Below are 21,367 nucleotides of genomic sequence, written 5' to 3' on the forward strand. Positions count from 1 at the left end.
CAGTAATTTAAGCTTGGATTTTACGAAGTATGATTTTCCGATACATACCGTTAAATAAGGCAGGCTCATCTTCCTCTACTCGAATATGGTTTTCGTATGGTTTTACGATCTGTTCAAAATGACGGCCAATGTCCGTCCCCATTATGGCTACAACAGGACGAAGGATTTTCTTGATTACGGGCAATTCCCGGGAGGGAGGAGCAAACTTATCGAAAATGACTATGCATCCCCCAGAGCCAGTAACCCGAATCATTTCTTGAAAACACTGAATCGGATCGGGTACGACAGATAGGATCAAATTTGCAATGACCATATCGAACGATTCCCGAGAAAACGCCAAAACTTGCGCATCCATTTCTGTGAACGTAAAGTTTGTTGCATCATAATTATTTCTTGCTTTATCAAGCATTTCGGGTGACAAGTCGATTGCATCAACTGAAATATCCTTGTCCATAATGAACTGCAAGTCTGCTCCCGTACCGACACCCACAAAAAGAATATTGCTTCTAGGCTTAATATCGAGGTTCTCAAAAATCTTTTTCCGTGCCATTATAAAGGGCCCGGAATTAAAGAGATAATCATAAAAGGGAGCCCATAACCGATAAATCACTTTGTTCCATGAGTTATTCATAGTCGATTATTTAATACCACCTCTACAATCAAACGTTTATTTGATTATTATAATACACCAAACCCCTCGTATATTCAAACACATATTTGACTGTTTCTCGATTTTGAGAAAAATATTCAAGTTATGGCATCGGAACTTCGAGTCAATCACTTCATATTTGCCTCGTTTTGAAACGAAAGAAGGAAAGATAGACTAGCATTTGGTACATTGTTCCGATTCTGACCATTAGTGAACTTTATCCAGAGGGGATATCATGAAGCGAAATTGGAACTGTGATTGAGCTTTTTACCATACTCCCGAACGAAATGAAGTTGATTCTCCACGGCCCCTTAGTAAACTGGAGTCCCTCGCCCCAATAATTTAAGCTATGTACTAGGGGGATGACTAGGTATGGTAAGACATTTTTGCGAGGAAACAAGGTTGAAAATCGTACGGAAGTACTCGCCGGTATTAAGGTTGCGCCGCTCGCCCGGAATGTATTATGTTCACCCTGAAACCATTCTGAATTGGGTGAGAGATTCACGCGGCCGATGAGCAACTACAGCAACTTCGAAGTCTACAGGAAGTGGAAGCAAAGTTCGAACAAGCGAAGAATTGCGGACCATTATCGGTATGAATGGGGGGCAGGGCGTCTCCGGGGTTCAGGCGCGATTCCAAAGAATTGATCATGTATTGATTCAGCTATATTCCGGCCATGAAAATCAAAAATCGCTTGAAGGATTTATTGGTGTTACCACAACTTTCGTCTTCCGAACAATACTGCGTTGAAGAATCGGAAACACCTTTTTCCGGACCGGCTCTGTGAGCCCGTACTCCACGACCGGAACGACACGCCCATCTCGCTCAAGACCAATTGTCCATGCGAGCTCTTTGCGCGAAAACCCCGTCACATAGACAACCTCACGCTGGAAGCAGACGACGCGCCGCCACACGTCCTTGCGTGCTTTGGAATAATACCTACTGTCCCGACGTTTCAGCACAATACCCTCCAACCCGGCCTGTTCGACCATCTTATAGAACGGAATGAAGCTATGCTCGACGTATCGGATCCGCTTGATCAGATCGTTCTCTTTTAGGGTGTGCGCCAGTAACTCCTTTCGCTCCATCAGCTGAAGCGGGCGCACGTCCTCCCCTCGGGTAAGGATATCAAACGCGACGAAATTTAAACCTGGCGTGGAAGCAGGAATTCTGCTTCGCTAGAACCTGCTCATCATTGCCTCAAAGTCCGGTTTCCCATCCGGGTCCGAAACGATCAATTCGCCATCCAGCGTTGTGCCTTTCGGTACAGCCGCCTCCGCAGCAGCCACAATCTCCGGAAAGCGGCTAGTTATCTCATTATGATGCCTCGTATAGATTCTCGTTTGATCGCCGACTACAATGATGGTTCTGATCCCATCCAGCTTCAACTCAGCGATCCACCGATCATCCTCAAACGGCTCCTTTGCATCTTCCAGGAGCATCGACTCAATAAACATATACGGATCACCACCTACACATAACGGTAGCATGCGGATTTTCCGCCGCATACCGGTATATGTTGGAGACCAGCACGAACAGCCCGAGGATGCGCTTCCCCAGGCTAAAGGTCTGATTTCCTCGGTTTTGTGCACGACCAAACCCCCATAGAGCTCTATGGTCCGTGGCTATGTAAGCGGGAGATACCGGTAATCCCTAAGCATTCTTATTATCGTCGAAACCCGCTAGACTTAAACCTATTTACTGCTTCGACTTTCGAAACCCAGCTGCGACAGCATCCGCTTCAGTACAAAACATCTCCTCGGCTTTCGTCTGCTCATAGTATCGTCCGTCTGGGACGTGGTAAATCCTCTCGCCCTTCGAGTTGATGTTACCTTTGATCGTTGGGCTCTCGCATGCGGCCGCCGCCGGCGGCGCCGAAGCATGTGCTGTTGGCGCATCGTCAACTGTATCTATAACTTCCGGGTGGAACCCATCCTCCCGCGCATAATCTTCGATACTCCAAATGCCAAGCCCTTTTTCCTGCGCCTCGGCTTGGATCTCGCGAAAACGATCGACGTATTTGACGTTGGGCGGGTACACATAAGCGACACGTGCCAACCCCCGCTCTAAAATAAGCTCGTTATACATGCGCTCCCCGACCCATACGTATGCGAGAAGACGGCCGTATTTATCCCGATCGGAGACGTCGAGTTCAAGACGAACCATCTTGTCCGTGAGCATTTCCTTGGCGAAATTGGATGCCTCCCGACCGAAAGGCTGTTCCGGCTTGTCCGGGTGAACCGTCTCGGGACCGTCGATGAGAAGCATCCGGACCGTCTCTTCCGATCCGTCGAACTTTATCTTGATGGTATCGGAATCGACTACTTTTACGACCTCCGCCTCGACAAAACGGCTCTCAGCTTCGTTCTCCGCTGCCGAAGTCGCAGTCGGCGCCGGATTCGATTCGGTTGGTGATATGTCCGTCGTACCGCATCCAGACAGCAAGGCCACAAGTGCAAGGTAAAGAAGAAAAGGTCGCAACTTACTGAATCGAGTTCTGACCATTGCAAATCCCCCATAAATTCCTCATACTATTCCCAAGGCTGGACAATCGCTGGAATCGAACTGATCTTCGATATTAACGAGATGCAGGTCCGATGTTGGCCATCTTGAAAGCCATAATGGTCATTCCCCATGTCGTAGACTTTGATCGGCTCTCTAAATCCCTCACGCAGATAACTTCCATAAATCTTTCTGCAATGATGAACAGAGGCTTTAGGCCATCCGTTATCCGGATAGTTTTGTAACTCTTCTTCTTTCAACGTTAATGAACAACGGCCCGCTCGAAGATGAAAGCAAGTGTTGGGATCAAGCATCCACTGGTATGTCTTCCCCTTTGGGTCAAACGCAACAACCTCTTCCAAGCAATTCCCTCCCTTTTATTCTATTTTATCAAAACAGCACTAAATTGCCCATAGGTTTACCTAGTAAACCCGGTTTACCTTTGATATAATAAGCAGTATTAGTAAACCGAATGGAGCGGGATTATATGAGCGATAAGAAAGAGACGAAAGCTATAAAGGTCACCAGCGAATTCAAAGATCACCTTAACACACTCATTGCGCAGTCCGGCCTCCCCACTGACGAAGCATGGCTGGAAGAAGCAACGAAACTGTGGGAGCTGAAAATGCTCAAAGAGGGCAACCCAGGTTATAAGAAGGAACTGGACGAGCTCGAATACCACACGAAGCGCACGCTAGAAATCTTCATCGCTATGATTGGTGCGGAAGCCGCCGATCGACTGAAGATGATACAAGAGCATGAAGAGCAGATGTCGCAGAAACAAGCGGAGATCACCCGCCTGACTGCCGAAAACGGAGACCAAAAGAGACAGATTCAAGCCGCGGCCGAACTTCTCGGCCAAGCGAACAAGGATAAAGGCGATCTGGAGAAGCAAATCCGGCAGCTAGAGGAGATCGTCCGCAAAAATGACCTTCTCATTGGCGAGTATAAAGAAAAGAACGATACCCTCACGGGTCTTGTGAATGAATATAAGCCGGCCGGCGACAAACTGAAAGCATTGGAAGCAGAACTGGCGAAAGCACAGACGGAAAATGAGCGCCTTAAAGACACCGTTAATCGATTGGAGACTGTAACGGCTCAAACTGCCGAACGTCACAAAGAAGAACTGTCTCGTCTCGAAGAGAGAAAGGAACTGGAGAAAGAGCGGGAGGTTTTGAGGCTCCGTTCGGAACACCAAACTAAGATGCAGGAAGTTACGGAAGCTGCAAATGCCAAGGTACGTGACCTCCTTGCCGCATTAGAACAAGCAAACCGAGGCAAGGTGCAAGATAAGGGAGGTACGGACGAGGATGGCACTCAGTGAAGAACAGAGGCGCAAGGATCGTGCAGACGCCGTAATCGCGCGCCGGTCGGCCGCAGACATGCTCTACGAAGCATTGCAGCTGCTGGAGAAGGCAAACAAAAAGCTTGCTTATAATATGAGCGAGGACGTCCGTTTTGAATTAAACCGAGTCACTGGGGAGCTTCGAGAACTCGTGGACACGTTAAGTGACCCGGAATATGATCCCGATTAACAAGGAGAGGGTGCCTTTACACGGCACCCTCTTGTTCTGCACTATTCAACCCCGAGTGACTTCCTCAGATCTTCGAGCAGCCTAAAAGCCATTAACTGTTCCGGTGCATCTAATTCTCGTTGATCCACTTTTAGTTTTACTTGGTCATTCAGGACTCCAATGAACCCACTCGGCGAATAATTCCGCGGCAAGGTATTGAAGTTCTCTGGGTAGCCGGTAAGTAATTTCGAAAGTCGTTCCACCATCTCGGACTGTTCTTCCGAAAGTTCGGTCTTTCCATTCTCATATTCGCTTTCGGTTATGATGTACTTTCCAGGTTTACTCGACTTTGGACGTTTAGTCATGATGGATTCCTCCTATCCTAATACACTGCAGGCAGAGACCGGCTCATTCGCAAAGGCCATTTTAAGGGATCCGTTCTCTTCAGTAAAGACGATGAACGGATGATTGTAGAACAGTCTCCCCGTTACGGCGTCGTACTCGCTTTGGTGGGTAAACAACTCCGGAAGGGCGATTCGTTTGCTCTTATAGAGGGACAAAATGTTAATCAGCCTGCGACCTTCGAAGGTAAACTGCTCGCCTTCGAATTTGAAAATGTATTCGGCTGTTGCGGTGTTGACCGAAAAGCTCTTGTCCAACCCGCTCCACTCGAACTTGCGTCCTGGCGCCTCAAGCAGTTGTAATCGGAATTGAAGATTGCCAAGCTCCAAGTCGGTCGTGCACGACTCGATCTTGCCCTTGCTCGTCATCAGGTCGTTACTGCCCGCTTTTCTCCAAGCAAAATGAAACCCCTTCGCGATGCCATCAAAGAACATGATCTCCTCCGGACGCGCCGTGGCGATATTTCCTTTAACCGCCTTGATGGAATGGATCACGGAAGCGGTCATCTCGTTCGCCGGCGGCGTAGTATCCCGAATAATGTAACCATCCCCCGACGGGGTGATTTCAAACTGCTCTTTCGAGCTCGTTGTAATCTGGACATTTGAATAACTGCTGAAAAGTTGCTCGACAGGTAGCATGTGTTGTCTCCTTCTGAGTTCTAAGTATGTTCGAAATAATCCAGTACGATATGGAACGGATCCAGCGTTTCCGTCGATATCAGAAACTTCCCATGTGGCACGATCTCTTCCCCATCAGGAGTCAACAGCTTATACTCCTTCGGCAATTCTGTATATCGCGTATCTTCCTTCGCGATGAACACTTCGCCTGGAAGCAACTTCAGAGTCTTCCCCTTTCGTTCGACTTTGACCGCGGCGTACGGTTTGTCGATTGTGAAGATATAGGATCCGGAAGCTGGGTGCATAATAAACACATCCCCCATTCACGTGCAGTTGAAATCTCCCTATTAAGACTCGCTAGGACGATTAGAAGTAAAATACTAGAATCGTCTTCTATTCTTTCTTTCCAAACGTAATTCTCGCCCACTCTTCAAGGGTCATTCCGTTTTGAATTTCAAAGCCTTTTGCTGTAAAATACTAGAATCGTCTTCTATTCTTTCTTTCCAAACGTAATTCTCGCCCACTCTTCAAGGGTCATTCCGTTTTGAATTTCAAAGCCTTTTGCCTCATCATCCTCATCGAATACGAGAAGCTCGCTATCCGCCTTTTCATCGACCTTTTTACCGGTCGGGGTACGGCCGTAGTTATACTCATTCGGCTGAGCATGGAGGAGGCGAACGTAGTCACCCGACTTTGCACATGCGCTGGCCAGCGCGGTGTTGTCGATATTTTCAGGCGAGATCGGCCCATAAACGGCACAATGCGTCATTTCATGGTTGAGCTTCTCGCAAATTCGGCACGTAGGATAAATTTTTTGTGCGCCCATAACGATAACTCCCTTATTCTTCTATTTGCCTATAATCATATACCGGAATACGGGAATCACAAAATTTTTTCGGTATAGAGGCAATCGGGAGTCATATGGCAGCGATCGGGATAAAATACAAAAAAGAAGGTGCCGGACACTCCGCGCACCTTCTTCTTTCAAGCCGTTTGCTTAACCCTAACGCTTTGGTTGTCGGGGCAACCTCTACCCGCCGGATATAGAATGTCCTCCGCCTCCTTGCGAATCTGATTCAGCTCATCCTGGAGCTTATCCGCTTCCGCAAAGAGTGCGTCGATCTCTTCCCAACCGGTTTTGATTGTCATTCCCGTTCAACCCCTTCCGCCCTCATCTTTGCAATAATTATATCATATACAAAAATTAGGGAGCAAGCGTGGGCATAGAACCGAAGCGTTCGGATATCCTGATCCGTGAAGCCGTTAACCACCTCGGACTGGACACATAACACGCCGAGCACATCGCCGTTAACGCGGATCGGCAACCCCACGATTGAACGATAATCGTCAGAAGGTTTAATTGCCCCGAAAAGCTCAGGGGCTTTCGAGACGTCGGGTACACAGATGACGTCCCCCGCCTCCATGACTTTTCCCGCGAACCCCTCGCCTCTCTTGAGCCTGACCGTCCGGGCCGAACGCGCAGCGAGCCGGATATAGTGCTCGATGCGCAGCTCATCGCCATACGCTTTGAACAAGGCTACCGACTTATCGCTGTGATCCTTCTCCAAACACGACATCGCCTCGGACAAGATGTTATTCATCATCTCTTGCCGCCATTGTTCGCCCGTATAGATGAGGTATGCAGCCGAACCGAGAAGCCGGCGGCCGTTCTCATGGTGTCGAACCAATACCGTCAGCTTCTTCGTCATGGCTCGAATAATCTGCTCCTGTTTCAGCGCCCTCTCATTGAGTGCCCTCACGATACTTGCTGCCCGATCACTTTCGGATCGGGCAGAGCGCAAAGCGTCCTGAAACTCCGCTATTTGCTTTTGCAAATGATGCGGGGCCTTAACGAAGTTCTCATCATAGAACGGGTTGGGGAAATCAGTAAAGCCCAGCTTGAGGTCTTCACTTCTCCCTCTCCACAGGTCACCGATGAAGCGGGTAAAGAAAATGATCAAGAACGCAAGCCCCGCGTATTCAAATAACCGCCATACTGTAACCGTATCGCTCCAGGATTCCGGCAGCAGCGCAGATACCGCGCCCATGAGCGTCGCCAAGATCAAGACGGTGAAAAACCCGGCCGATACGTAGCATACCCACACCTTCCACGCCGGCATGACCTTCCCGCTTCCCGGATCGCGATCGGTTTGTGTCATTATTGGTTCCATCGTGCGCATCCCTCCTTTGCGCTCTCTATTCTCCAAAAGAGAAAGGGAGCGGAAACGTCCGCTCCCCCAAAGTGACTAGAAGTTGAAGGCGAATTGCCCTTCACCGACGTTATACGACTTCTTCGCCTTAACCGCCGGTTTTCTGCCCTCAACCACCAGCCTTAATTGGAACTCTTCCTTCGTGGCTTCCGTACGCTCGACGACCGGCTTGTTCGTCAACCCGAACACCCACCTGCGGAAATCCGCTTGCTCCGACGGCACTTTCGACACGTCCCACTTCAGAGAAATCTCGGCGCCAGATTTCGAAAGCTGCAAGCCGTCAACCCCTTGATTGACGTTCTGCTCGACGTACGCAATCTGCTGCTCGAACCGTGGATACAGGTCAGCAGGGATCACATCCGCTGCCCACTCAAGCAGCACAGCCCGGGTCGACGCCCCTGTATAGCGATCGCCGTGTGCAGTAAGCTCGGCAGGGTTAAGGTCAAGCACTTCCGGTTCCGCCGACGCTGGCGTCTCAGGCTCCTTCTGAGCGACGCCCTGCGTGGTTTCGACGGACAACAAGTCCCAAACCGCCGCCTCCGTCTCCTCTACTTCTTCGTCTTCGTAGGCCGGCGCCTCGACCGTGGAAGCGGGAAGGAACTGGCTGGCATCGATCGTCATTTTCCCCCAGATCGACTCCGCACTCTCCACGCCCTCGATGTTGTTGCCAACAAAGCGTTTTGCGAGTTCGGTTGCCAGGCTACCGCCCGATCCCTCGGTGAGCGCAGCAAGACCCTCCTGCGAGAACTGACCCTCCAAAGCCATCGCAGCGCTCATCTTGGCCGCCATGAGATTGATTGCCAGCTCCTGCATCGTGTTCTTATAGGAGGCGTAGGTCGTCAGGCATTTGTTCGGTTGTCCGATACGCCAGTGACGGCGGGACGCTTGGCGAACGATGTTTAAACGATACCCTGTTTGGTAGAAATACAATGACGGGAAGGTCAAGAGGTCCAAGCCTGTTGAAACTAGCACAGGGTTACAAAGTAACACTTGAACTCCTTCCTTCACGCGCCTTGCAATCCACTCCTCCCGCTCCGGTCCGTCAACATCGGACTCCAAGACCGCTGTCTTAATTCCCCTCTCCTCCAGCAACATGGAAAGCCGCTGCAGGGTACCGAGTTTTCCGGTATAAGTTGCGTATATCCCGACTTTCCGCCCAAGTTTTAGCTGTGACCGAACGAATTTGATCATCTGCAGTTCCTTCGGGTAGAGCAGTCGGTCGCTCAGCCGATACTCTGGGGGAACAATGCATTCCCCACTATCCGGATGGTAAACACCCTCGAAATTGAATGGAACGTCCGGGTAGCTTAGAAGCGTGTTGAGCAAGCTGCCGAGCAGGACCGATTGGCCACCCGCGGCAAGCTCTTTCTGCACTGCCTCTCGGAGCAGGTTCTCGACAGCGTTCAAATTCTTTTTGAGGTACCAGGAGGGGGCAAGTAGCCGCATGCCCTTTTGGGGGCGGCGCTTTCTACCCGGGCGCCGAACAACGCGCGTCCTGCAGGAGACAAACTTCCTTTCGCCCTCAAGCGGTACACTCAGCGGGCCCTCTTTCAGCTCCGGCAAGATTTCGAACATATCGGCCATCTGGATAAAGACGGCGACGTCGCTCAGCAAGTCTGTGAACAACTGCGGGGCAACGGCGGGCAGTTCCTTGACCGATGTGCTTCGCTTCGACTTGCCGTTGCTGGAACTGTTCAATTCGCCGTCATCACGGGTTTTTGTCACCTTCTCGCGAACGCCGTAAAGATCAATCCACTTACCGACGTCTCCCCAGTTAAAGCCCATTTGCTTCAGCCGTGCCGGAAACATGCGATAGATAAGCTCAAATAACGACGAGCTGTAACCATTCGACATCGTGCCGGTCATAGCGATCCCGCGTTTCGCGCAGTTAAGAAAGATGTGGAAGGCATGTGCCTGAGCGCTACCGCCGGCGAGCTCGTGGCACTCGTCTCCGATAGCGAGATCGAATTTGCCCTTGAACCACCGCTTGAACAAGTCCGCCGGCGAAACTTTACGCGGGGCAACGCCCGATACCGGTTTCGGCTTTCCGGAGATGTACTGTTTATCGCGGTTCTTCGCTTGCCATAAGCGGGCGCCACAAATACGGGTCTCATCCTTCTCCGGATCGGGATTCTTATAAAGACGGACTTCGTTCGAGCAGAACAGATTGCTTTTTCTACGCGTCGGTTTCCCGTGCTTATTGAAAAAGTCCTCGTATTCCATCGGCACGACGCCGCCTTCTTGCTCCTTCATCAAAAGACCGCCGCAGTCCGGGCACTTCCAACCGCGAAAAGCGGTCTTCGATACGACACGGGTTTCCCCTTTCTCCGTAACCGTTCGCTTCGTGTACGATCGGTCTACCCATTGTGCAACTGGCTCGTAAATGTAACCGAGTTTTGCCGTGTCACGGGCGATGATATATACCTCGATCTTCTTCGGCTTGCTGTCCAGCCTGCCGCTGTCACGAAGTTTCACGACCTCGCCGTAGTCCGAAAGGAAGTGGACTTCGAACAGGTTTTTATCGAGCAAGATGCCGCATTCCCGCTTCGTCTTCTTAATGAGATGGTTCGGCACCATATACAGCACCCTACCCACCTTCTTCTCAAGCAAGTGGGTGATCAGCGAGAAGAAGACCGAAATTGAAATCGACGTCTTTCCGGTGCCAGGCTCACCAATGATGAACAAGTTCCGGTGTCGCTGGAATCCCTTTATCAGCGCGGTAACGACATGCGCCTGCGCGTTGAATAGCGGACGCTTAATCTGTTTCAATACTTCAAGCGGCTCGTCCTTGCCAGGGTGATGCACAGGTACGTACTCATCGTTCAACCGTCGAATCAGGTCTCCGCCGAACAAGCTCAAATAATCCCCGATCGACTCGATTTCCGCGAGCGAAATCGGCTTGCTGTTCGTCCCCGCTTCCGAGTTGGTCTGCTCTTCCACAGCTGCATTCTCTACTGCCAACATGCTCATTTAGACCGCCTCCTTGTTCACGTCGTCCTCGTCCTCGATAAGCTGAATCGCACCCGTCCGCAACCCGTAGGAAACGTACTCATCCAGCACTTCCTCACCAGCCAATAGCTCGTAAGCAACCAATTCGCCGTATTCGCCGGTAAAGTCGTGTACGTCGAGCGGAACGAGATGACCGTCACGGAGCAGCTGATGGTACAGGTACGGGATCCACTCTTCCAACATCGGAGTCTCGTAATAGGAATCCACGGTCCAGAAGAGTTTTTGATAGATATTCCCGTCCCATGCAAAGATGCAGTACCCTTGGTCTTGACGAGACAAAGCTCTCTCGCTTGCGACAATGCCGGTTACCAACGTTTCGTCTTCGCGTTGGGATAGGTGCTTGTATTTGCCGTAAGGCTTGACGTAAAAGGATGAACGATCGTAGTCCTTTTCGCCGATCCGTGGTGCGTGGTACAGCCGGAACGAGACGTCTTCGGCTTTTCTCGAATGATGGAATTGCGCGAAGACCGCCTGCACGCGTGAGTCGATATCGATAAAGTTCGTGTAGATGAGATAGTTGTTCTTCGATTCCGGGTCACGCTTCGTGACGACGAGGGAGCAATGAACTTTGACGTAGACGTCTTTGTGCCGAAACTCCATAAAACGCATGTTCCCTATTGCCTCCTTAATTAAAATCCCCGATCAGCCTTGGATGGTGCGGATGTTGCCGAAGCGATCAACCGTTCGGAACGTGATCTTGAATGTCTCCCGCTCCGTCTCGATCGTCTCGTTCGCCGTTTTCTCCACGTCCTTCGTGATCGCTTTCTTCACGATCCCTTTCAGCACGTGAAGCAGCTCGCCCCGGCCGACCTTGCCGTTCAGCCTGCCCGATGCCATGCGAAGCACACGGTGCATTTCCTTATCCGGAAGGAGCGGCTGCAGCTTTAATGCCGGTGCCTTCGGGGTCGTCCATTCCATGCCTTTTCGCGTAAGGGACGATTTGAGGGACACGCTCTTTACGTGATCGACGTCCATCAGCATGGAGCGGAAATACTTTGGCGTCACGTTCCCCTGCGGGACCTTGTAGATCGGTTCCTCCGCCATCGGGAGACGTTCCAGTTCGTTTCCTTCTTCCATCAAATACAGGATCCGTTGAACCTCCGGTCGATCGACGAATTTTACGGACCGCTTGCGGCCGAACGCATAGACTTGCCCGAAAGTATCATCGTGCGACTGATACACCCGAATGTCGTCCAGGTTCGTCACGAGCAGCGTCACAATGTCCTTCGTCATCCTCCGGCGCGGGATGTTGTACACGAGAATTCCATCCACGGACAGATACTGAATGATGTGGCGAAGAAACACTTTTTCCTTACGCTCGCTCTTGGATTCCTCCGATTCCGAATCGTCATCGTACGGCGGGTTAAGGTAAATCAGCCGGAAGTAATCTTTCGTAATCCGGCACTGCTCGTACCCGCCAAACAACGCTTGATCGATTCGTCCCCGAAGCTCCAAATACTTCCCTTCGTTCGGCTCAATCCCGAACGTAACTGCCTTCGACCCACTCGTGAGAACTTCCAAGGCCCGCCCGCTGCCGGCACAAAAATCTGCGACGGAGAACGGCCGTTCCGGAAACTGCAAGAGACTTCGAACAGCTAACATATCCTGCTCAGTGGTCTCGAAGTTCCCCATTCGGATTTTGTTCCTCATCACGCGGTCGAACATGCCTTTCATGTTGTCGGCCATCCCTATCAATCCTCCTTGTAGAAATAAAAAAAGAGCCACGCATGAGCGCAGCTCTTATTTCCAACATCAGTTGCCCAAACAAAAAAAGGCATGCCTATGGTATCCATAGGTATGCCCCGATGTTCAAGCAGTTTCTTTCCCGGAAAATCCGGCCCACTCTTCCCCGAAATACAGCGGTGAAGAAACGAAAAAGTTAATCGTAATAGGGATATTATACCATGGGGCGTGAAAATTTGAACAGACCCGCTCCGTCCGGACGTATTTTTTGGAGAAAGTTGGAGTTCGCCGTATAATGAAACTATAAGAACGAATTTGGGGGTGACGGTTATGACGATCGAATCTCAACATAACGGTAATGACGATCTGCAGCGGAAATTAGAATGGATGAAGGAGCGTTTAGGGCTGGAAACAAACGAGGAGTTGTTCAGCAAAGCTCTCTCACTGCTGCATCAATGTATCGAATGGGAGGACAGAGGTTACACCGTCGGAGCGTTTACGAAGCCCGGTCCGTTCGAGGATCGGGAGATTGTTGAATATCGAATCCGGCCGGTGGACCGTGAATAGCCACTAAATACACGAGGTCCGACCTTCACAGTGAAGGCGGACCTATTGTGTGGTTCAGCTTAAATTAAGAAGGCTGATTATTCAGGGGGATTCTGCGATTCTCTCTGCTCTAAACCCTCCATTAACGTTATAACGACAAAGGGAACGCGAGGAGGAGTGTGGGATTCGGATTCATCGTTTGCAACGGGGAAGCGATCCGATGTCACTTGTTCCCCATATGCCTCTCTTAACATGTCGCGTACGTACCATGGGGGGGTTTCAGAGACGACATCCTCTTGCCCAACCCCGTATTCTTCGAAATAGTCCGCGAATTGCGCCATAAGTTGATCGAGAAAATCGGTGCCGCCTGGACCACTCCCACTCCCGGTAGCACGGAACACGCAAGTGCAAAATAGACAGGCCATCGGCAAGGATTGGTCATTAACTTCCGCGAAGCTAAACGTCTTTCTCGTTCCCGCTCCCCGTGGTAAGGCAAGAAGTCTATGGATCCGATTTGCTGGCGTAAAAGTCCACCCAAACAAGCTGTTGTCTATTGATGCGCAACCGCAAGGATGACCAGTTATCCGATTATCGTAGTTGTTGTAGAAAACATAAATCGGTAGGGCCTTGTTTGATCTTGCCCGACGCATTAGAAGGTCGATCTGGCGAAGACCCGTCCTTGACCGGCGAATATCGTGATTGGGTTTGTATACGTACCCTTCTTTTATCTTCTTCGCCTGCACACGAAACTTCACCCAGCGGCGGCAGGGCGTATATACGAACCATTCCCAATCCGCCCCAGTAAGAGAGCCTTCTTGGAGTTTGGTATATTGCCTTATAAGATTATGCGGGTGAGTGACAAGTTCCAACAGAATTAACTCGGTAAGCGTTTCTTCTTGAACATCAATTCCACGAGCAAATGATTTTTCGATGGTTCCCCAGCACCACGTAGAGTAAGCTACGATGTCGCGACATATCACGAATACGAACCGCCTTTCCGCTTTGTGACGAAGATTTATCCTTTGTTCCGCCTGAGACAGACTATTTGTCTCAGGGAGTTATGAGTACGCGCTTCGTATCCTTATAGCGATCGCGGAGCTCGGCCGTTGTTAAATTTAATCCTAACGGCTTACCAACGGCTTCAATTAAGCCCCAACTCCGAGCGTGATCGGCGCCGTCTAGGTAATCCGAAAAGGGAGTTCTGAATACTCGTTCGGCTACCAAACCCAACCCATCGGACTTGAACCGGTAATTAAACTTCGTCTGAAACCCGGTGTCTAAATCATATCCGGCAAAGACGGGAGCATTTCGCCCTCCGTCCAACGTCAGCTGGATGGAAAGGTCAAATACTTTCCCGTCAACTTCGACCCATGAATGGTCAAAAAACTGTCCATCCGGACGCCGCACCTCACCGATACAAAGCTCCGACGAAATGCCTTGTTCACTGAACAGAACATACATGATGGACGATAGGAGATGACACGCTCCAGGATTCGGATGTTTCCTGAAATCGTCGTTCAGCAAGAAATACGTCTGATGGATCGCGGCTCTGTGATAATGGCTGAACTCGACCTCCCCAGCGACTTCACTCCACGTCTTCCCGCTATTCTTCAAGTGACACTGCTTGTACTTCTTCCCGCTTCCGCACGGACAAGGATCATTTCTTCCAGGTGTGGACATGTACTTTCTCCTCCCCTGCCGGCTTACAATACCGGCTTGATGCTCTCTTCGTAAATGGCCTTAGGGTATCTTCCGCTCAACTTAAAACCCGTAATTCCGGAAAGGTCGCTGTCCGGCATCGAAACGGCTGTCGTAATATATTTGAGCGACGTGCCTTCGTGGACTACCTTCCGTGGTGGGAAGGCGTGAATATTTTTGTGAATGTCCGGCCGTAGATCACTCAGTCTTGCGTTCGGTCGAATGAACACCCTTGCCTCCGGACTGAATATATCCCGGATCTCGACGTCAGCCGTATCAAGCGTTTCCGTCAGAACCATATTGGGGAGATACGCTTCTTCTCCCTCCTTGTACGGCTGCTGATTAAGGGTTAAGTCAAGAACCGTAAACGGGGGGGCCACCACCCAAGCGTGAGCAGCATCAAACGTTCCTCGATCGACTGGCCAAAAATACTTCGACCGGATGTTCGACTCGGAGGAGAAATTGATGGTCAGGGCCCCTTTAACGCAGTAATTCCAAAAGCCCTCCAATTCTAGCACCTTAGAGAGCATCATCGAAATGTTCACGCATGCGCCCTTCGCTCCGTCCCGAGCCAGTTCCTCGCGAATCAGGTTACAAATTCTCGGAATAACAGTCCGTGCCCGCTCCAAATATTCTTCGCTATACGGCCGCTCATTGACGAATCGCGCGTATTTCTCCAGATATGCGGGATCTCTACGTTCCTGCGCCATGAAATTGGGATGGTTATAGAATTCAATTTGATCGTAGGGAATTTTCTTCGCCGCAAACTCGCTTACGAGTTCATCGTACCCGTTCTGTACTGGCCGATTCGCTGCCGGACTATTCATGCAGCACGCTTTGAATTTCTTCCCGCTTCCGCAAAAACACGGGTCGTTACGCCCCAATTTTGCAGTCATACGAATGCCTCCCCACCCTTGATATAGTAAGACAAACATACCCCGCTCCGTTAATGGAAGTCAATATTTGGATGGGCTTTTTTCCTATGACCTCATCCCCACTTCGACAAAAAAATAGAGGCCCGTTCTGCACATACGGCAGACGGACCTCATTTTTTCTGGCTACTCATTTTCGGCCATTCTTGATGCCGAAATAGTATCCCAAGACCAGCGTTACGAACGGCGAAGCCATCGAGGAAATCGCCTTGAACACTTCAAGCGTCTTATCCACGTTCTGATCGCCGCTGAGCAGTTGAATCGCAAAGATGACCGTGAATACTACAATGACGAAGATTCCCGTACCGACGAGAGCCTTTACAAGCAGACCGCGCTCCTTGTATTGGTCCACGATGGTCACCGATTCCGCCTTCTTGCTTGCGGCACCTTTACGGCTCTTCGTAACTTTCAACTGTTCTTCAACACCCGTTACTTTGAGCTGTTTTTCGTCAACCCGCATGGTTATTCACTCCTTCCTATTTGCAGACGTACAACCTCCTTCCCAAACAGCCCCGAACGCCGCACAGCACAGATTTCATAGCCGCGTTCCTCCAGCTCCACGCCCATGTTGACCAGGGACAAAGCCTTCGAGAAAAGCTGCTCCGTGGTCCGCACGCCGAGCTTTTGAGAAAGATTTTTCAACATGACGAAGATGCCGGAACGCGGAGCATAGACTCCCTCTTCTTCCCGACCTTCGTCATAAGCACTCGCCAACTTGTTCTTCAAGTCGGCCATAAGCGGATGGCGGTTTGGTAAAGCATCAATGAGCTGCCGAAGCTGCTCCTTGGTGTACGTAAGTTGAATGTCCACGACATCCGAATCCGCCTTATTTACTGCGTCCATTGCATTTACCATGCCTTATCCCCCAAACCATAGAATTAGGGCTGCATAACCCGCAGCCCCACTCTTTGTTACCTTACGGGCAGAACGACGTTCGTCATGGACGGATCTCCATCATAGAGCATATAAGCCGGCGAACTGGGTCCGGTCATATGCAACACGACGTCCTTCACGTCCCGATCCCCGACCGCAAGTGCATCCCGAAGGTATCGTCCGTTGAACTTCACCATGGTCAGACCATCGTCCACGACCGATCCTTCGATCGTCTCCACGATCTCACCCGTCTGGCTTTCCGACTTCACGACCAATTCTCCGTCGTCGCTTCGAAGGAAAAAGACCCGATGATTCTCGGATTCCAACGAGAGCATACGGTTCAGCGTTTCATCGAGCGGTCCGCGCGGAATCTTCGCAACGATCGGTTGCTGCGGCAGTTTCATCACGTCCGTCACATTAGGGTAATTCCCTTCCAGCAGCCGGCCGAAGTAGACGATATTGCGATCCCGAAGAATCAGCCATGCGTCACTCAGCGCCATCGCAATGCGATCGGCATCTTTGAAGGAATCCACGATGCTCTTGAAGTGAATCGCGTCGATCGCGCCTCCGCGGAAATTCGCCGGGTCCGGAATCGTTACATCGGAGATGTACCGATAAATCCGGTGGCGGTTTGTCGCAACAAAGCCCAGTTTCCCTTCGGCTTCGTAAATCTTGACCCCGCACAGAATCGGCGTATTCTCGTCCGTCGAAGCGAACCGCTGCGCGGCCGCACCTTTACGCAAAGCGTCGATCGGAATGTGGAGAAATTTCGCTCCTTGCAGGGCTGGCAGCTGCGGAAACTCATCCGGATCCAGCACTCGAAGGGATGCAGAACCTTTCCCATATGAGATATGGACAGAGGCTTCCTTCACGCTGAACGAAAGCGTACCGCTGGGAAGCCGCTTGACGAGCTCGATACCTTCCCGGGAAGGGAACAAGTAACTGCCGTTTTGGTTGCCCGTGTTTTCTACCTTCAGCTGCAGGAGCACCGACTGCGTTGTGTCCGTCGCCGTCACGAAGAGGGTATCGCTGTTTAGATCGAACTTAATGCACTTCATGATCGGAATAGCGCTGCTCTTTGGAGCAACCTTCGCGCACGTGGTGAGCGCGCTCATGATCGCATCGTGTTCAACGTTAAACGACAAGCCATCTGCCTTCACTACCGAACTGCTTGTTTGTTCCTGGATTGCGTTTGCCATCCTACCTATTCCTCCTTGTTTTTGAGCACGCAAAAAAGCCGTGGAAAACAAAAAAACACACCATAGGCGTGTTCATGTTCTCCACGGCAATTTCAGTGCCAATATTTTGCGCCCAATTCTGGGCCTTCTCGCTCACCTACCGAATTTCAACGGCGGTGAAAAAAAATGGTGTTTCGTAATACCCTTATTATAGAAAATATCCTACAAGCCCGCAAGACGGGAAGTGCCTCAGCTTTTCCGAAGCTCTTCCCGAAGACTAAGGAACTCATCGTAGTTCGTTCTGGCCAGCATGACTTCTGCATTGGTATGGTTCATAGCAATAAGGTAGTTGCCATAGATAACAGGATCCGGTCGCACAGAAGCAACATATTTGAGGTTTACGAGAAAACTACGGTGCGGACTGAAGATATACCTGGACGTCTGCTCCAGCATTTTCTTTAATGGCGTGCTCGTCTCAATCACCCGGCCATCCGATAGATAGATATTGACGTGCTTTACCTTGCTCAACTTCTCGGCATAAATGATCAGATTCTCGCTGAAGGTTAGGTCACGCCACTTATGCGTCACGGTAATCATGTTTACTTGTTCCGACACCGCGGCGTTTAATAACTCGTCCGCCTTGATACGCTGGATCGCTTTATTCACTGCAATCTCAAATCGTGGGAATGTAACGGGTTTCGCAAGATAGTCCACCGAATTGAGCTCGTAGCTCAACAGAAGATGCTCTGGATTACTGGAACCCGTTACGAATATCATCTTGGGCGATATACCCTTATCTAACAACGAACGATACGCAGAAATACCGTCAAGTTTCTCTAGCCCGATATCGAGGAGGACGATGTCCGGTCTGTATAATTCACATGCCTCGATTAACCGCGAGCCGGAGGAGACCATATCGAGCACGGTAAGGCCCAATTTTTCAGCAAAATGCTTTAATTTGTTGCGCGGAATAAGGTCATCCTCCGCGATGACTACTGCGTATTTCCTCTCCATCTCCTATACTCCTCTTTGTCTGTGACTTGTCGTTATCGCATGCACCTCACCTAAGCGTTATTGGTAACCAAACATTGAATTGAATAAATCCCTCTTCGGGCAATTCCGCGTGAATGCCGCCCCTGTAACGAGTGACCCGTTCTTTTACAATGGATAAACCAATACCTGTGCTGTTCTTAGAAGACTGCTTTGGTCGGAACATTAGGTCAATTGCTTCTGGTAATACCTCTCGATGTAGTTTATTTTTAACCGCGAACCGAAGCTCGTTCTCGTACGTTTCGCCGCTGATGAACACAGTACGCTCACCCTCTGGGAGCTTCAGCACTTCATCAAACGCATTATCGAGCAAGTTCCCGAGGATTTTTACAACATCTACAGACTTCACGCCTACGATATCCAACCTTCCACCGGCCAGGTTACGGAATTCATAAGTGAAGTCGATATGCCGCGCAATGGATTGCGTCAGCTTGGATTGTATTAAAGCCGCTATACCGGGATGGCCGATATCGATGACCTCGTGTATTCTGACCGTTTCCTCAGCCAAGTCATTGATATACCGCTTGGCTTCGTCGAAACATTCCAGTTCGATCAGTCCATGAAGGGTGTCCAAATGGTTGTTGAAGTCGTGCCGCTGGCCTTTGACAGCCACGAGCAGGGAGTTCAATTCGTCGGTATAATTATCCTGCACGTCCTGGGCGACTCTGTTCTTTACCCGGTTTATTCCCCGAATTACGATAAGCCCTACAATGATACTGGCGGCCGTGACGACTGCAATGATGATAGTATGACTAAGGAGTTGATTATGAAGAGCTTTCTGAACGCTGTCCATGCTGCTGGTAATGCCGATGACATATGGGAATTGTACGTTCTCGCTCGTAACGGGAAAATAGGTCTTTAACACTTCGTACCCATTGACGTTCGCCGTATAGGACGAAACGCGCCCAGTGCGAATCGCCGCCTCGATAAATTCCAGGTCTTTGCGATCGGCATACTCATTCGAACCGAAGAGGATTTTCCGTTCCGAGTACCGCGGGTTTCTTACTCCGTTGGAAACCGTGTATAGCCGCGGATCATCTTCATCTAATGCAAACGTTCTCGGATTGAAACCTGCAATCGCTAATAGTTTCCCCTTGTTCTCGTCAAGCGTCTTCCGGACGTACGCGTTTGCCCCTAGCGTCCACTCAATCTGCTGGATATAGCTGCTATCTATGTACGGGTTGATGATGTAATTAGTAGAGCCGTCGAAGTAATAACCGTATTTATTCTGCAGCGATTCCGGGTTTGATGAAGAACCGGATATCTTGCCGGACCAGTAGTGTTCGGAAACAACCCCTTCCACTGTGACCGGCTCAAGATTGAACAGTTGGTTAAACGCAGTGAAGTAATCTCCCCAGCCTTTCGAGCTTAAACCGATCTGCCTCGGTTCGGATGAGCGGACCACGACGATATCCTCGCCGTTGCGCGCGAACAGCGAGATAGCGGTGACGTTCAACTGCTCCGCCAACTCGACCAGTTTTTCATTCGTCACATCATTGTAGCTCGGCGGCAAGTCATTGCGGATCGCAATCGCCGTATTCTTGAGTGCGTGAGATACCAACGTATCGGATAAATACATAGCGCTCTCAACGTTATCTACGCTAAGACTAATTTGATTCGAGATCGTTTCCATCTCGCTAGCGAGGTTCTCAGTAAGGGACTTTTTACTTACAAAATAAAAGATAGCATCATTAGCGAGTAGGATAATTAGTATAGTAATGAATGAAACCCAAGTCAGGTTCTTGGCTGACATTAACAACTACTTACCTCCCAAGTTGCCACTCCCATATGCCTATTTCTTTTGCAATTCAGGGCAAAAATTCTACAATTTAGGACATGAATATTCCTGAATCGTGCCGTGGTGTATAGAATGTGTAATAGGCACACTATCGAAATTGGCAAAGGGGGTCTGGATCATATGAGTCGCGTTTCTTATTTAGTTATCTTCGAAGGAGACCATGCTGAGTCCAATGTTGCTGCGTTCGTGCCGGCTTTAGACGTAAGCATCATGGGCGACACATACGAAGAAACACGAACCCTCGTAAAAGAGATATTAAATCAAGAGATCGCGTCCCTTATTACTAGAGGACAAGGTATCCCATCTGAGAGCGCCCGATCGGAAACGATTGAGCTCGCAGGAGAGAGCTACCCTGTTCTCTATGAGTCGAGCAGCAGCGTTGAGCGGTGTACCGCCTACATCCCAGGCTTGCGGGTTCGGATTGCAGGCATGTCCCTTCTGGATGTGCGGTCGAAAGCAAGAACCATCCTTGAATCGGAATTGGCCGAACGGACTACTGCCGGCAGACCAATGCCGAATGATTTCGTTCGAATCGAGTCGGTTTCTGTCAATCTTCGGCACGCATCGCACATTCTGTTTCGACAAAAAAGTTTCAGGAATGCAGAAGTATTATACAATATTTAATGTGTCATAACTTGTCAAAAAAAGTCGATCCAATTTATTCAAAACAATAGAGAGAGGGCAGCGCGGCTGCCCTCTCTTACTT

General features: G+C 50.2%; 24 protein-coding genes and 1 pseudogene. 4 read left to right on the forward strand and 21 right to left on the reverse strand.

Going from position 1 to position 21,367, the window contains the following annotated elements; all coding sequences use genetic code 11:
- Nucleotides 1-7: 7 nt before the first annotated feature.
- The 4 genes and pseudogenes from BN3277_RS01875 to BN3277_RS01895 all read right to left on the reverse strand — a co-directional run bounded on the left by BN3277_RS01875 (nucleotide 8) and on the right by BN3277_RS01895 (nucleotide 3,513).
- Nucleotides 8-550, reverse strand: a complete 543-nt coding sequence (locus tag BN3277_RS01875) for a class I SAM-dependent methyltransferase (protein WP_316244801.1) — start codon at nucleotides 548-550, stop codon at nucleotides 8-10.
- A gap of 782 nt (nucleotides 551-1,332) precedes the next feature.
- A pseudogene (locus BN3277_RS25915) lies at nucleotides 1,333-2,157 on the reverse strand (ATP-dependent DNA ligase).
- Between the two features lie 190 nt (nucleotides 2,158-2,347).
- Nucleotides 2,348-3,154: a thermonuclease family protein gene (locus BN3277_RS01890; RefSeq protein ID WP_059040619.1), complete on the reverse strand. Its 807-nt coding sequence runs from the start codon at nucleotides 3,152-3,154 to the stop codon at nucleotides 2,348-2,350.
- Nucleotides 3,155-3,180: 26 nt separating this feature from the next.
- Nucleotides 3,181-3,513: a hypothetical protein gene (locus BN3277_RS01895; protein ID WP_059040620.1), complete on the reverse strand. Its 333-nt coding sequence runs from the start codon at nucleotides 3,511-3,513 to the stop codon at nucleotides 3,181-3,183.
- Nucleotides 3,514-3,638: 125 nt separating this feature from the next.
- On the opposite strand from BN3277_RS01895, the gene BN3277_RS01900 reads away from it, so the two are divergent.
- A complete protein-coding gene (locus BN3277_RS01900) occupies nucleotides 3,639-4,475 on the forward strand; it encodes a hypothetical protein (protein WP_059040621.1) in 837 nt (278 codons plus the stop codon).
- Nucleotides 4,462-4,686 (forward strand): hypothetical protein, encoded by a 225-nt coding sequence (locus BN3277_RS01905; protein WP_059040622.1) that lies wholly within the window; start codon nucleotides 4,462-4,464, stop codon nucleotides 4,684-4,686. The genes BN3277_RS01900 and BN3277_RS01905 overlap by 14 nt, the downstream gene beginning before the upstream one ends.
- Before the next feature lie 41 nt (nucleotides 4,687-4,727).
- Here the strand turns inward: BN3277_RS01905 and BN3277_RS01910 are convergent, their stop codons facing one another.
- The 9 genes from BN3277_RS01910 to BN3277_RS01945 form a co-directional block, all read right to left on the reverse strand.
- Nucleotides 4,728-5,030, reverse strand: a complete 303-nt coding sequence (locus BN3277_RS01910) for a hypothetical protein (RefSeq protein WP_059040623.1) — start codon at nucleotides 5,028-5,030, stop codon at nucleotides 4,728-4,730.
- Between the two features lie 12 nt (nucleotides 5,031-5,042).
- Nucleotides 5,043-5,705, reverse strand: a complete 663-nt coding sequence (locus BN3277_RS01915; protein ID WP_059040624.1) for a hypothetical protein — start codon at nucleotides 5,703-5,705, stop codon at nucleotides 5,043-5,045.
- Between the two features lie 20 nt (nucleotides 5,706-5,725).
- A complete protein-coding gene (locus BN3277_RS01920) occupies nucleotides 5,726-5,989 on the reverse strand; it encodes a hypothetical protein (RefSeq protein ID WP_148500955.1) in 264 nt (87 codons plus the stop codon).
- A 185-nt stretch (nucleotides 5,990-6,174) separates the two neighbouring features.
- Entirely contained in the window at nucleotides 6,175-6,510 is a 336-nt protein-coding gene (locus tag BN3277_RS01925; protein WP_059040626.1) for a hypothetical protein, read from the reverse strand.
- A 158-nt stretch (nucleotides 6,511-6,668) separates the two neighbouring features.
- Entirely contained in the window at nucleotides 6,669-6,833 is a 165-nt protein-coding gene (locus BN3277_RS25675) for a hypothetical protein (protein ID WP_187380022.1), read from the reverse strand.
- On the reverse strand, nucleotides 6,830-7,855 hold the full coding sequence (locus BN3277_RS01930) for a GAF domain-containing protein (RefSeq protein WP_059040627.1): 1,026 nt from the start codon (nucleotides 7,853-7,855) through the stop codon (nucleotides 6,830-6,832). The genes BN3277_RS25675 and BN3277_RS01930 overlap by 4 nt, the downstream gene beginning before the upstream one ends.
- Nucleotides 7,856-7,930: 75 nt before the next feature.
- Nucleotides 7,931-10,864, reverse strand: coding sequence for a DEAD/DEAH box helicase (locus tag BN3277_RS01935; RefSeq protein ID WP_059040628.1), 2,934 nt, complete (start codon nucleotides 10,862-10,864; stop codon nucleotides 7,931-7,933).
- The gene (locus tag BN3277_RS01940; RefSeq protein WP_059040629.1) at nucleotides 10,865-11,512 is read right to left on the reverse strand and encodes a hypothetical protein; all 648 of its coding nucleotides are present in this window, start codon (nucleotides 11,510-11,512) and stop codon (nucleotides 10,865-10,867) included. It lies immediately after the preceding gene.
- Nucleotides 11,513-11,545: 33 nt separating this feature from the next.
- On the reverse strand, nucleotides 11,546-12,589 hold the full coding sequence (locus tag BN3277_RS01945; protein WP_059040630.1) for a DUF6094 domain-containing protein: 1,044 nt from the start codon (nucleotides 12,587-12,589) through the stop codon (nucleotides 11,546-11,548).
- A gap of 327 nt (nucleotides 12,590-12,916) precedes the next feature.
- On the opposite strand from BN3277_RS01945, the gene BN3277_RS01950 reads away from it, so the two are divergent.
- Nucleotides 12,917-13,153: a hypothetical protein gene (locus tag BN3277_RS01950; RefSeq protein WP_059040631.1), complete on the forward strand. Its 237-nt coding sequence runs from the start codon at nucleotides 12,917-12,919 to the stop codon at nucleotides 13,151-13,153.
- A gap of 77 nt (nucleotides 13,154-13,230) precedes the next feature.
- Here BN3277_RS01950 and BN3277_RS26365 read toward each other — a convergent pair whose 3' ends face one another.
- The 8 genes from BN3277_RS26365 to BN3277_RS01990 all read right to left on the reverse strand — a co-directional run bounded on the left by BN3277_RS26365 (nucleotide 13,231) and on the right by BN3277_RS01990 (nucleotide 20,616).
- Nucleotides 13,231-14,112 carry a DUF6615 family protein gene (locus BN3277_RS26365; protein ID WP_059040632.1) on the reverse strand — a complete coding sequence of 294 codons (882 nt, stop codon included), beginning with the start codon at nucleotides 14,110-14,112 and terminating at the stop codon, nucleotides 13,231-13,233.
- A 70-nt stretch (nucleotides 14,113-14,182) separates the two neighbouring features.
- The gene (locus BN3277_RS25920) at nucleotides 14,183-14,812 is read right to left on the reverse strand and encodes an SEC-C metal-binding domain-containing protein (RefSeq protein WP_059040633.1); all 630 of its coding nucleotides are present in this window, start codon (nucleotides 14,810-14,812) and stop codon (nucleotides 14,183-14,185) included.
- Nucleotides 14,813-14,835: 23 nt separating this feature from the next.
- The gene (locus tag BN3277_RS25680) at nucleotides 14,836-15,726 is read right to left on the reverse strand and encodes a YecA family protein (protein ID WP_059040634.1); all 891 of its coding nucleotides are present in this window, start codon (nucleotides 15,724-15,726) and stop codon (nucleotides 14,836-14,838) included.
- Nucleotides 15,727-15,892: 166 nt separating this feature from the next.
- Nucleotides 15,893-16,222, reverse strand: coding sequence for a hypothetical protein (locus BN3277_RS01970; RefSeq protein WP_059040635.1), 330 nt, complete (start codon nucleotides 16,220-16,222; stop codon nucleotides 15,893-15,895).
- 2 nt (nucleotides 16,223-16,224) lie between these two features.
- Nucleotides 16,225-16,617 (reverse strand): hypothetical protein, encoded by a 393-nt coding sequence (locus tag BN3277_RS01975; RefSeq protein ID WP_059040636.1) that lies wholly within the window; start codon nucleotides 16,615-16,617, stop codon nucleotides 16,225-16,227.
- Between the two features lie 56 nt (nucleotides 16,618-16,673).
- Entirely contained in the window at nucleotides 16,674-17,834 is a 1,161-nt protein-coding gene (dnaN, locus tag BN3277_RS01980; protein ID WP_059040637.1) for a DNA polymerase III subunit beta, read from the reverse strand.
- Between the two features lie 228 nt (nucleotides 17,835-18,062).
- On the reverse strand, nucleotides 18,063-18,827 hold the full coding sequence (locus tag BN3277_RS01985) for a LytR/AlgR family response regulator transcription factor (protein WP_059040638.1): 765 nt from the start codon (nucleotides 18,825-18,827) through the stop codon (nucleotides 18,063-18,065).
- A 46-nt stretch (nucleotides 18,828-18,873) separates the two neighbouring features.
- Nucleotides 18,874-20,616, reverse strand: coding sequence for a sensor histidine kinase (locus BN3277_RS01990; RefSeq protein WP_148500957.1), 1,743 nt, complete (start codon nucleotides 20,614-20,616; stop codon nucleotides 18,874-18,876).
- A gap of 165 nt (nucleotides 20,617-20,781) precedes the next feature.
- Between BN3277_RS01990 and BN3277_RS01995 the strand changes: the two genes are divergently transcribed.
- The gene (locus BN3277_RS01995) at nucleotides 20,782-21,285 is read left to right on the forward strand and encodes a type II toxin-antitoxin system HicB family antitoxin (protein ID WP_059040640.1); all 504 of its coding nucleotides are present in this window, start codon (nucleotides 20,782-20,784) and stop codon (nucleotides 21,283-21,285) included.
- The last annotated feature ends 82 nt before the right edge of the window (nucleotides 21,286-21,367 follow it).

Source organism: Paenibacillus rubinfantis (assembly GCF_001486505.1).
GTDB classification, from domain to species: domain Bacteria; phylum Bacillota; class Bacilli; order Paenibacillales; family Paenibacillaceae; genus Fontibacillus; species Fontibacillus rubinfantis.

Bases quoted from the DNA above. Each gene is read 5' to 3' on its own strand.
- BN3277_RS01875 (WP_316244801.1), bottom strand. From the start codon at position 550: ATGGCACGGAAAAAGATTTTTGAGAACCTCGATATTAAGCCTAGAAGC.
- BN3277_RS01890 (WP_059040619.1), bottom strand. From the start codon at position 3,154: ATGGTCAGAACTCGATTCAGTAAGTTGCGACCTTTTCTTCTTTACCTT.
- BN3277_RS01900 (WP_059040621.1), top strand. From the start codon at position 3,639: ATGAGCGATAAGAAAGAGACGAAAGCTATAAAGGTCACCAGCGAATTC.
- BN3277_RS01905 (WP_059040622.1), top strand. From the start codon at position 4,462: ATGGCACTCAGTGAAGAACAGAGGCGCAAGGATCGTGCAGACGCCGTA.
- BN3277_RS01910 (WP_059040623.1), bottom strand. From the start codon at position 5,030: ATGACTAAACGTCCAAAGTCGAGTAAACCTGGAAAGTACATCATAACC.
- BN3277_RS01915 (WP_059040624.1), bottom strand. From the start codon at position 5,705: ATGCTACCTGTCGAGCAACTTTTCAGCAGTTATTCAAATGTCCAGATT.
- BN3277_RS01920 (WP_148500955.1), bottom strand. From the start codon at position 5,989: ATGCACCCAGCTTCCGGATCCTATATCTTCACAATCGACAAACCGTAC.
- BN3277_RS01925 (WP_059040626.1), bottom strand. From the start codon at position 6,510: ATGGGCGCACAAAAAATTTATCCTACGTGCCGAATTTGCGAGAAGCTC.
- BN3277_RS25675 (WP_187380022.1), bottom strand. From the start codon at position 6,833: ATGACAATCAAAACCGGTTGGGAAGAGATCGACGCACTCTTTGCGGAA.
- BN3277_RS01930 (WP_059040627.1), bottom strand. From the start codon at position 7,855: ATGGAACCAATAATGACACAAACCGATCGCGATCCGGGAAGCGGGAAG.
- BN3277_RS01935 (WP_059040628.1), bottom strand. From the start codon at position 10,864: ATGAGCATGTTGGCAGTAGAGAATGCAGCTGTGGAAGAGCAGACCAAC.
- BN3277_RS01940 (WP_059040629.1), bottom strand. From the start codon at position 11,512: ATGCGTTTTATGGAGTTTCGGCACAAAGACGTCTACGTCAAAGTTCAT.
- BN3277_RS01945 (WP_059040630.1), bottom strand. From the start codon at position 12,589: ATGGCCGACAACATGAAAGGCATGTTCGACCGCGTGATGAGGAACAAA.
- BN3277_RS01950 (WP_059040631.1), top strand. From the start codon at position 12,917: ATGACGATCGAATCTCAACATAACGGTAATGACGATCTGCAGCGGAAA.
- BN3277_RS25920 (WP_059040633.1), bottom strand. From the start codon at position 14,812: ATGTCCACACCTGGAAGAAATGATCCTTGTCCGTGCGGAAGCGGGAAG.
- BN3277_RS25680 (WP_059040634.1), bottom strand. From the start codon at position 15,726: ATGACTGCAAAATTGGGGCGTAACGACCCGTGTTTTTGCGGAAGCGGG.
- BN3277_RS01970 (WP_059040635.1), bottom strand. From the start codon at position 16,222: ATGCGGGTTGACGAAAAACAGCTCAAAGTAACGGGTGTTGAAGAACAG.
- BN3277_RS01975 (WP_059040636.1), bottom strand. From the start codon at position 16,617: ATGGTAAATGCAATGGACGCAGTAAATAAGGCGGATTCGGATGTCGTG.
- dnaN (WP_059040637.1), bottom strand. From the start codon at position 17,834: ATGGCAAACGCAATCCAGGAACAAACAAGCAGTTCGGTAGTGAAGGCA.
- BN3277_RS01985 (WP_059040638.1), bottom strand. From the start codon at position 18,827: ATGGAGAGGAAATACGCAGTAGTCATCGCGGAGGATGACCTTATTCCG.
- BN3277_RS01990 (WP_148500957.1), bottom strand. From the start codon at position 20,616: ATGTCAGCCAAGAACCTGACTTGGGTTTCATTCATTACTATACTAATT.
- BN3277_RS01995 (WP_059040640.1), top strand. From the start codon at position 20,782: ATGAGTCGCGTTTCTTATTTAGTTATCTTCGAAGGAGACCATGCTGAG.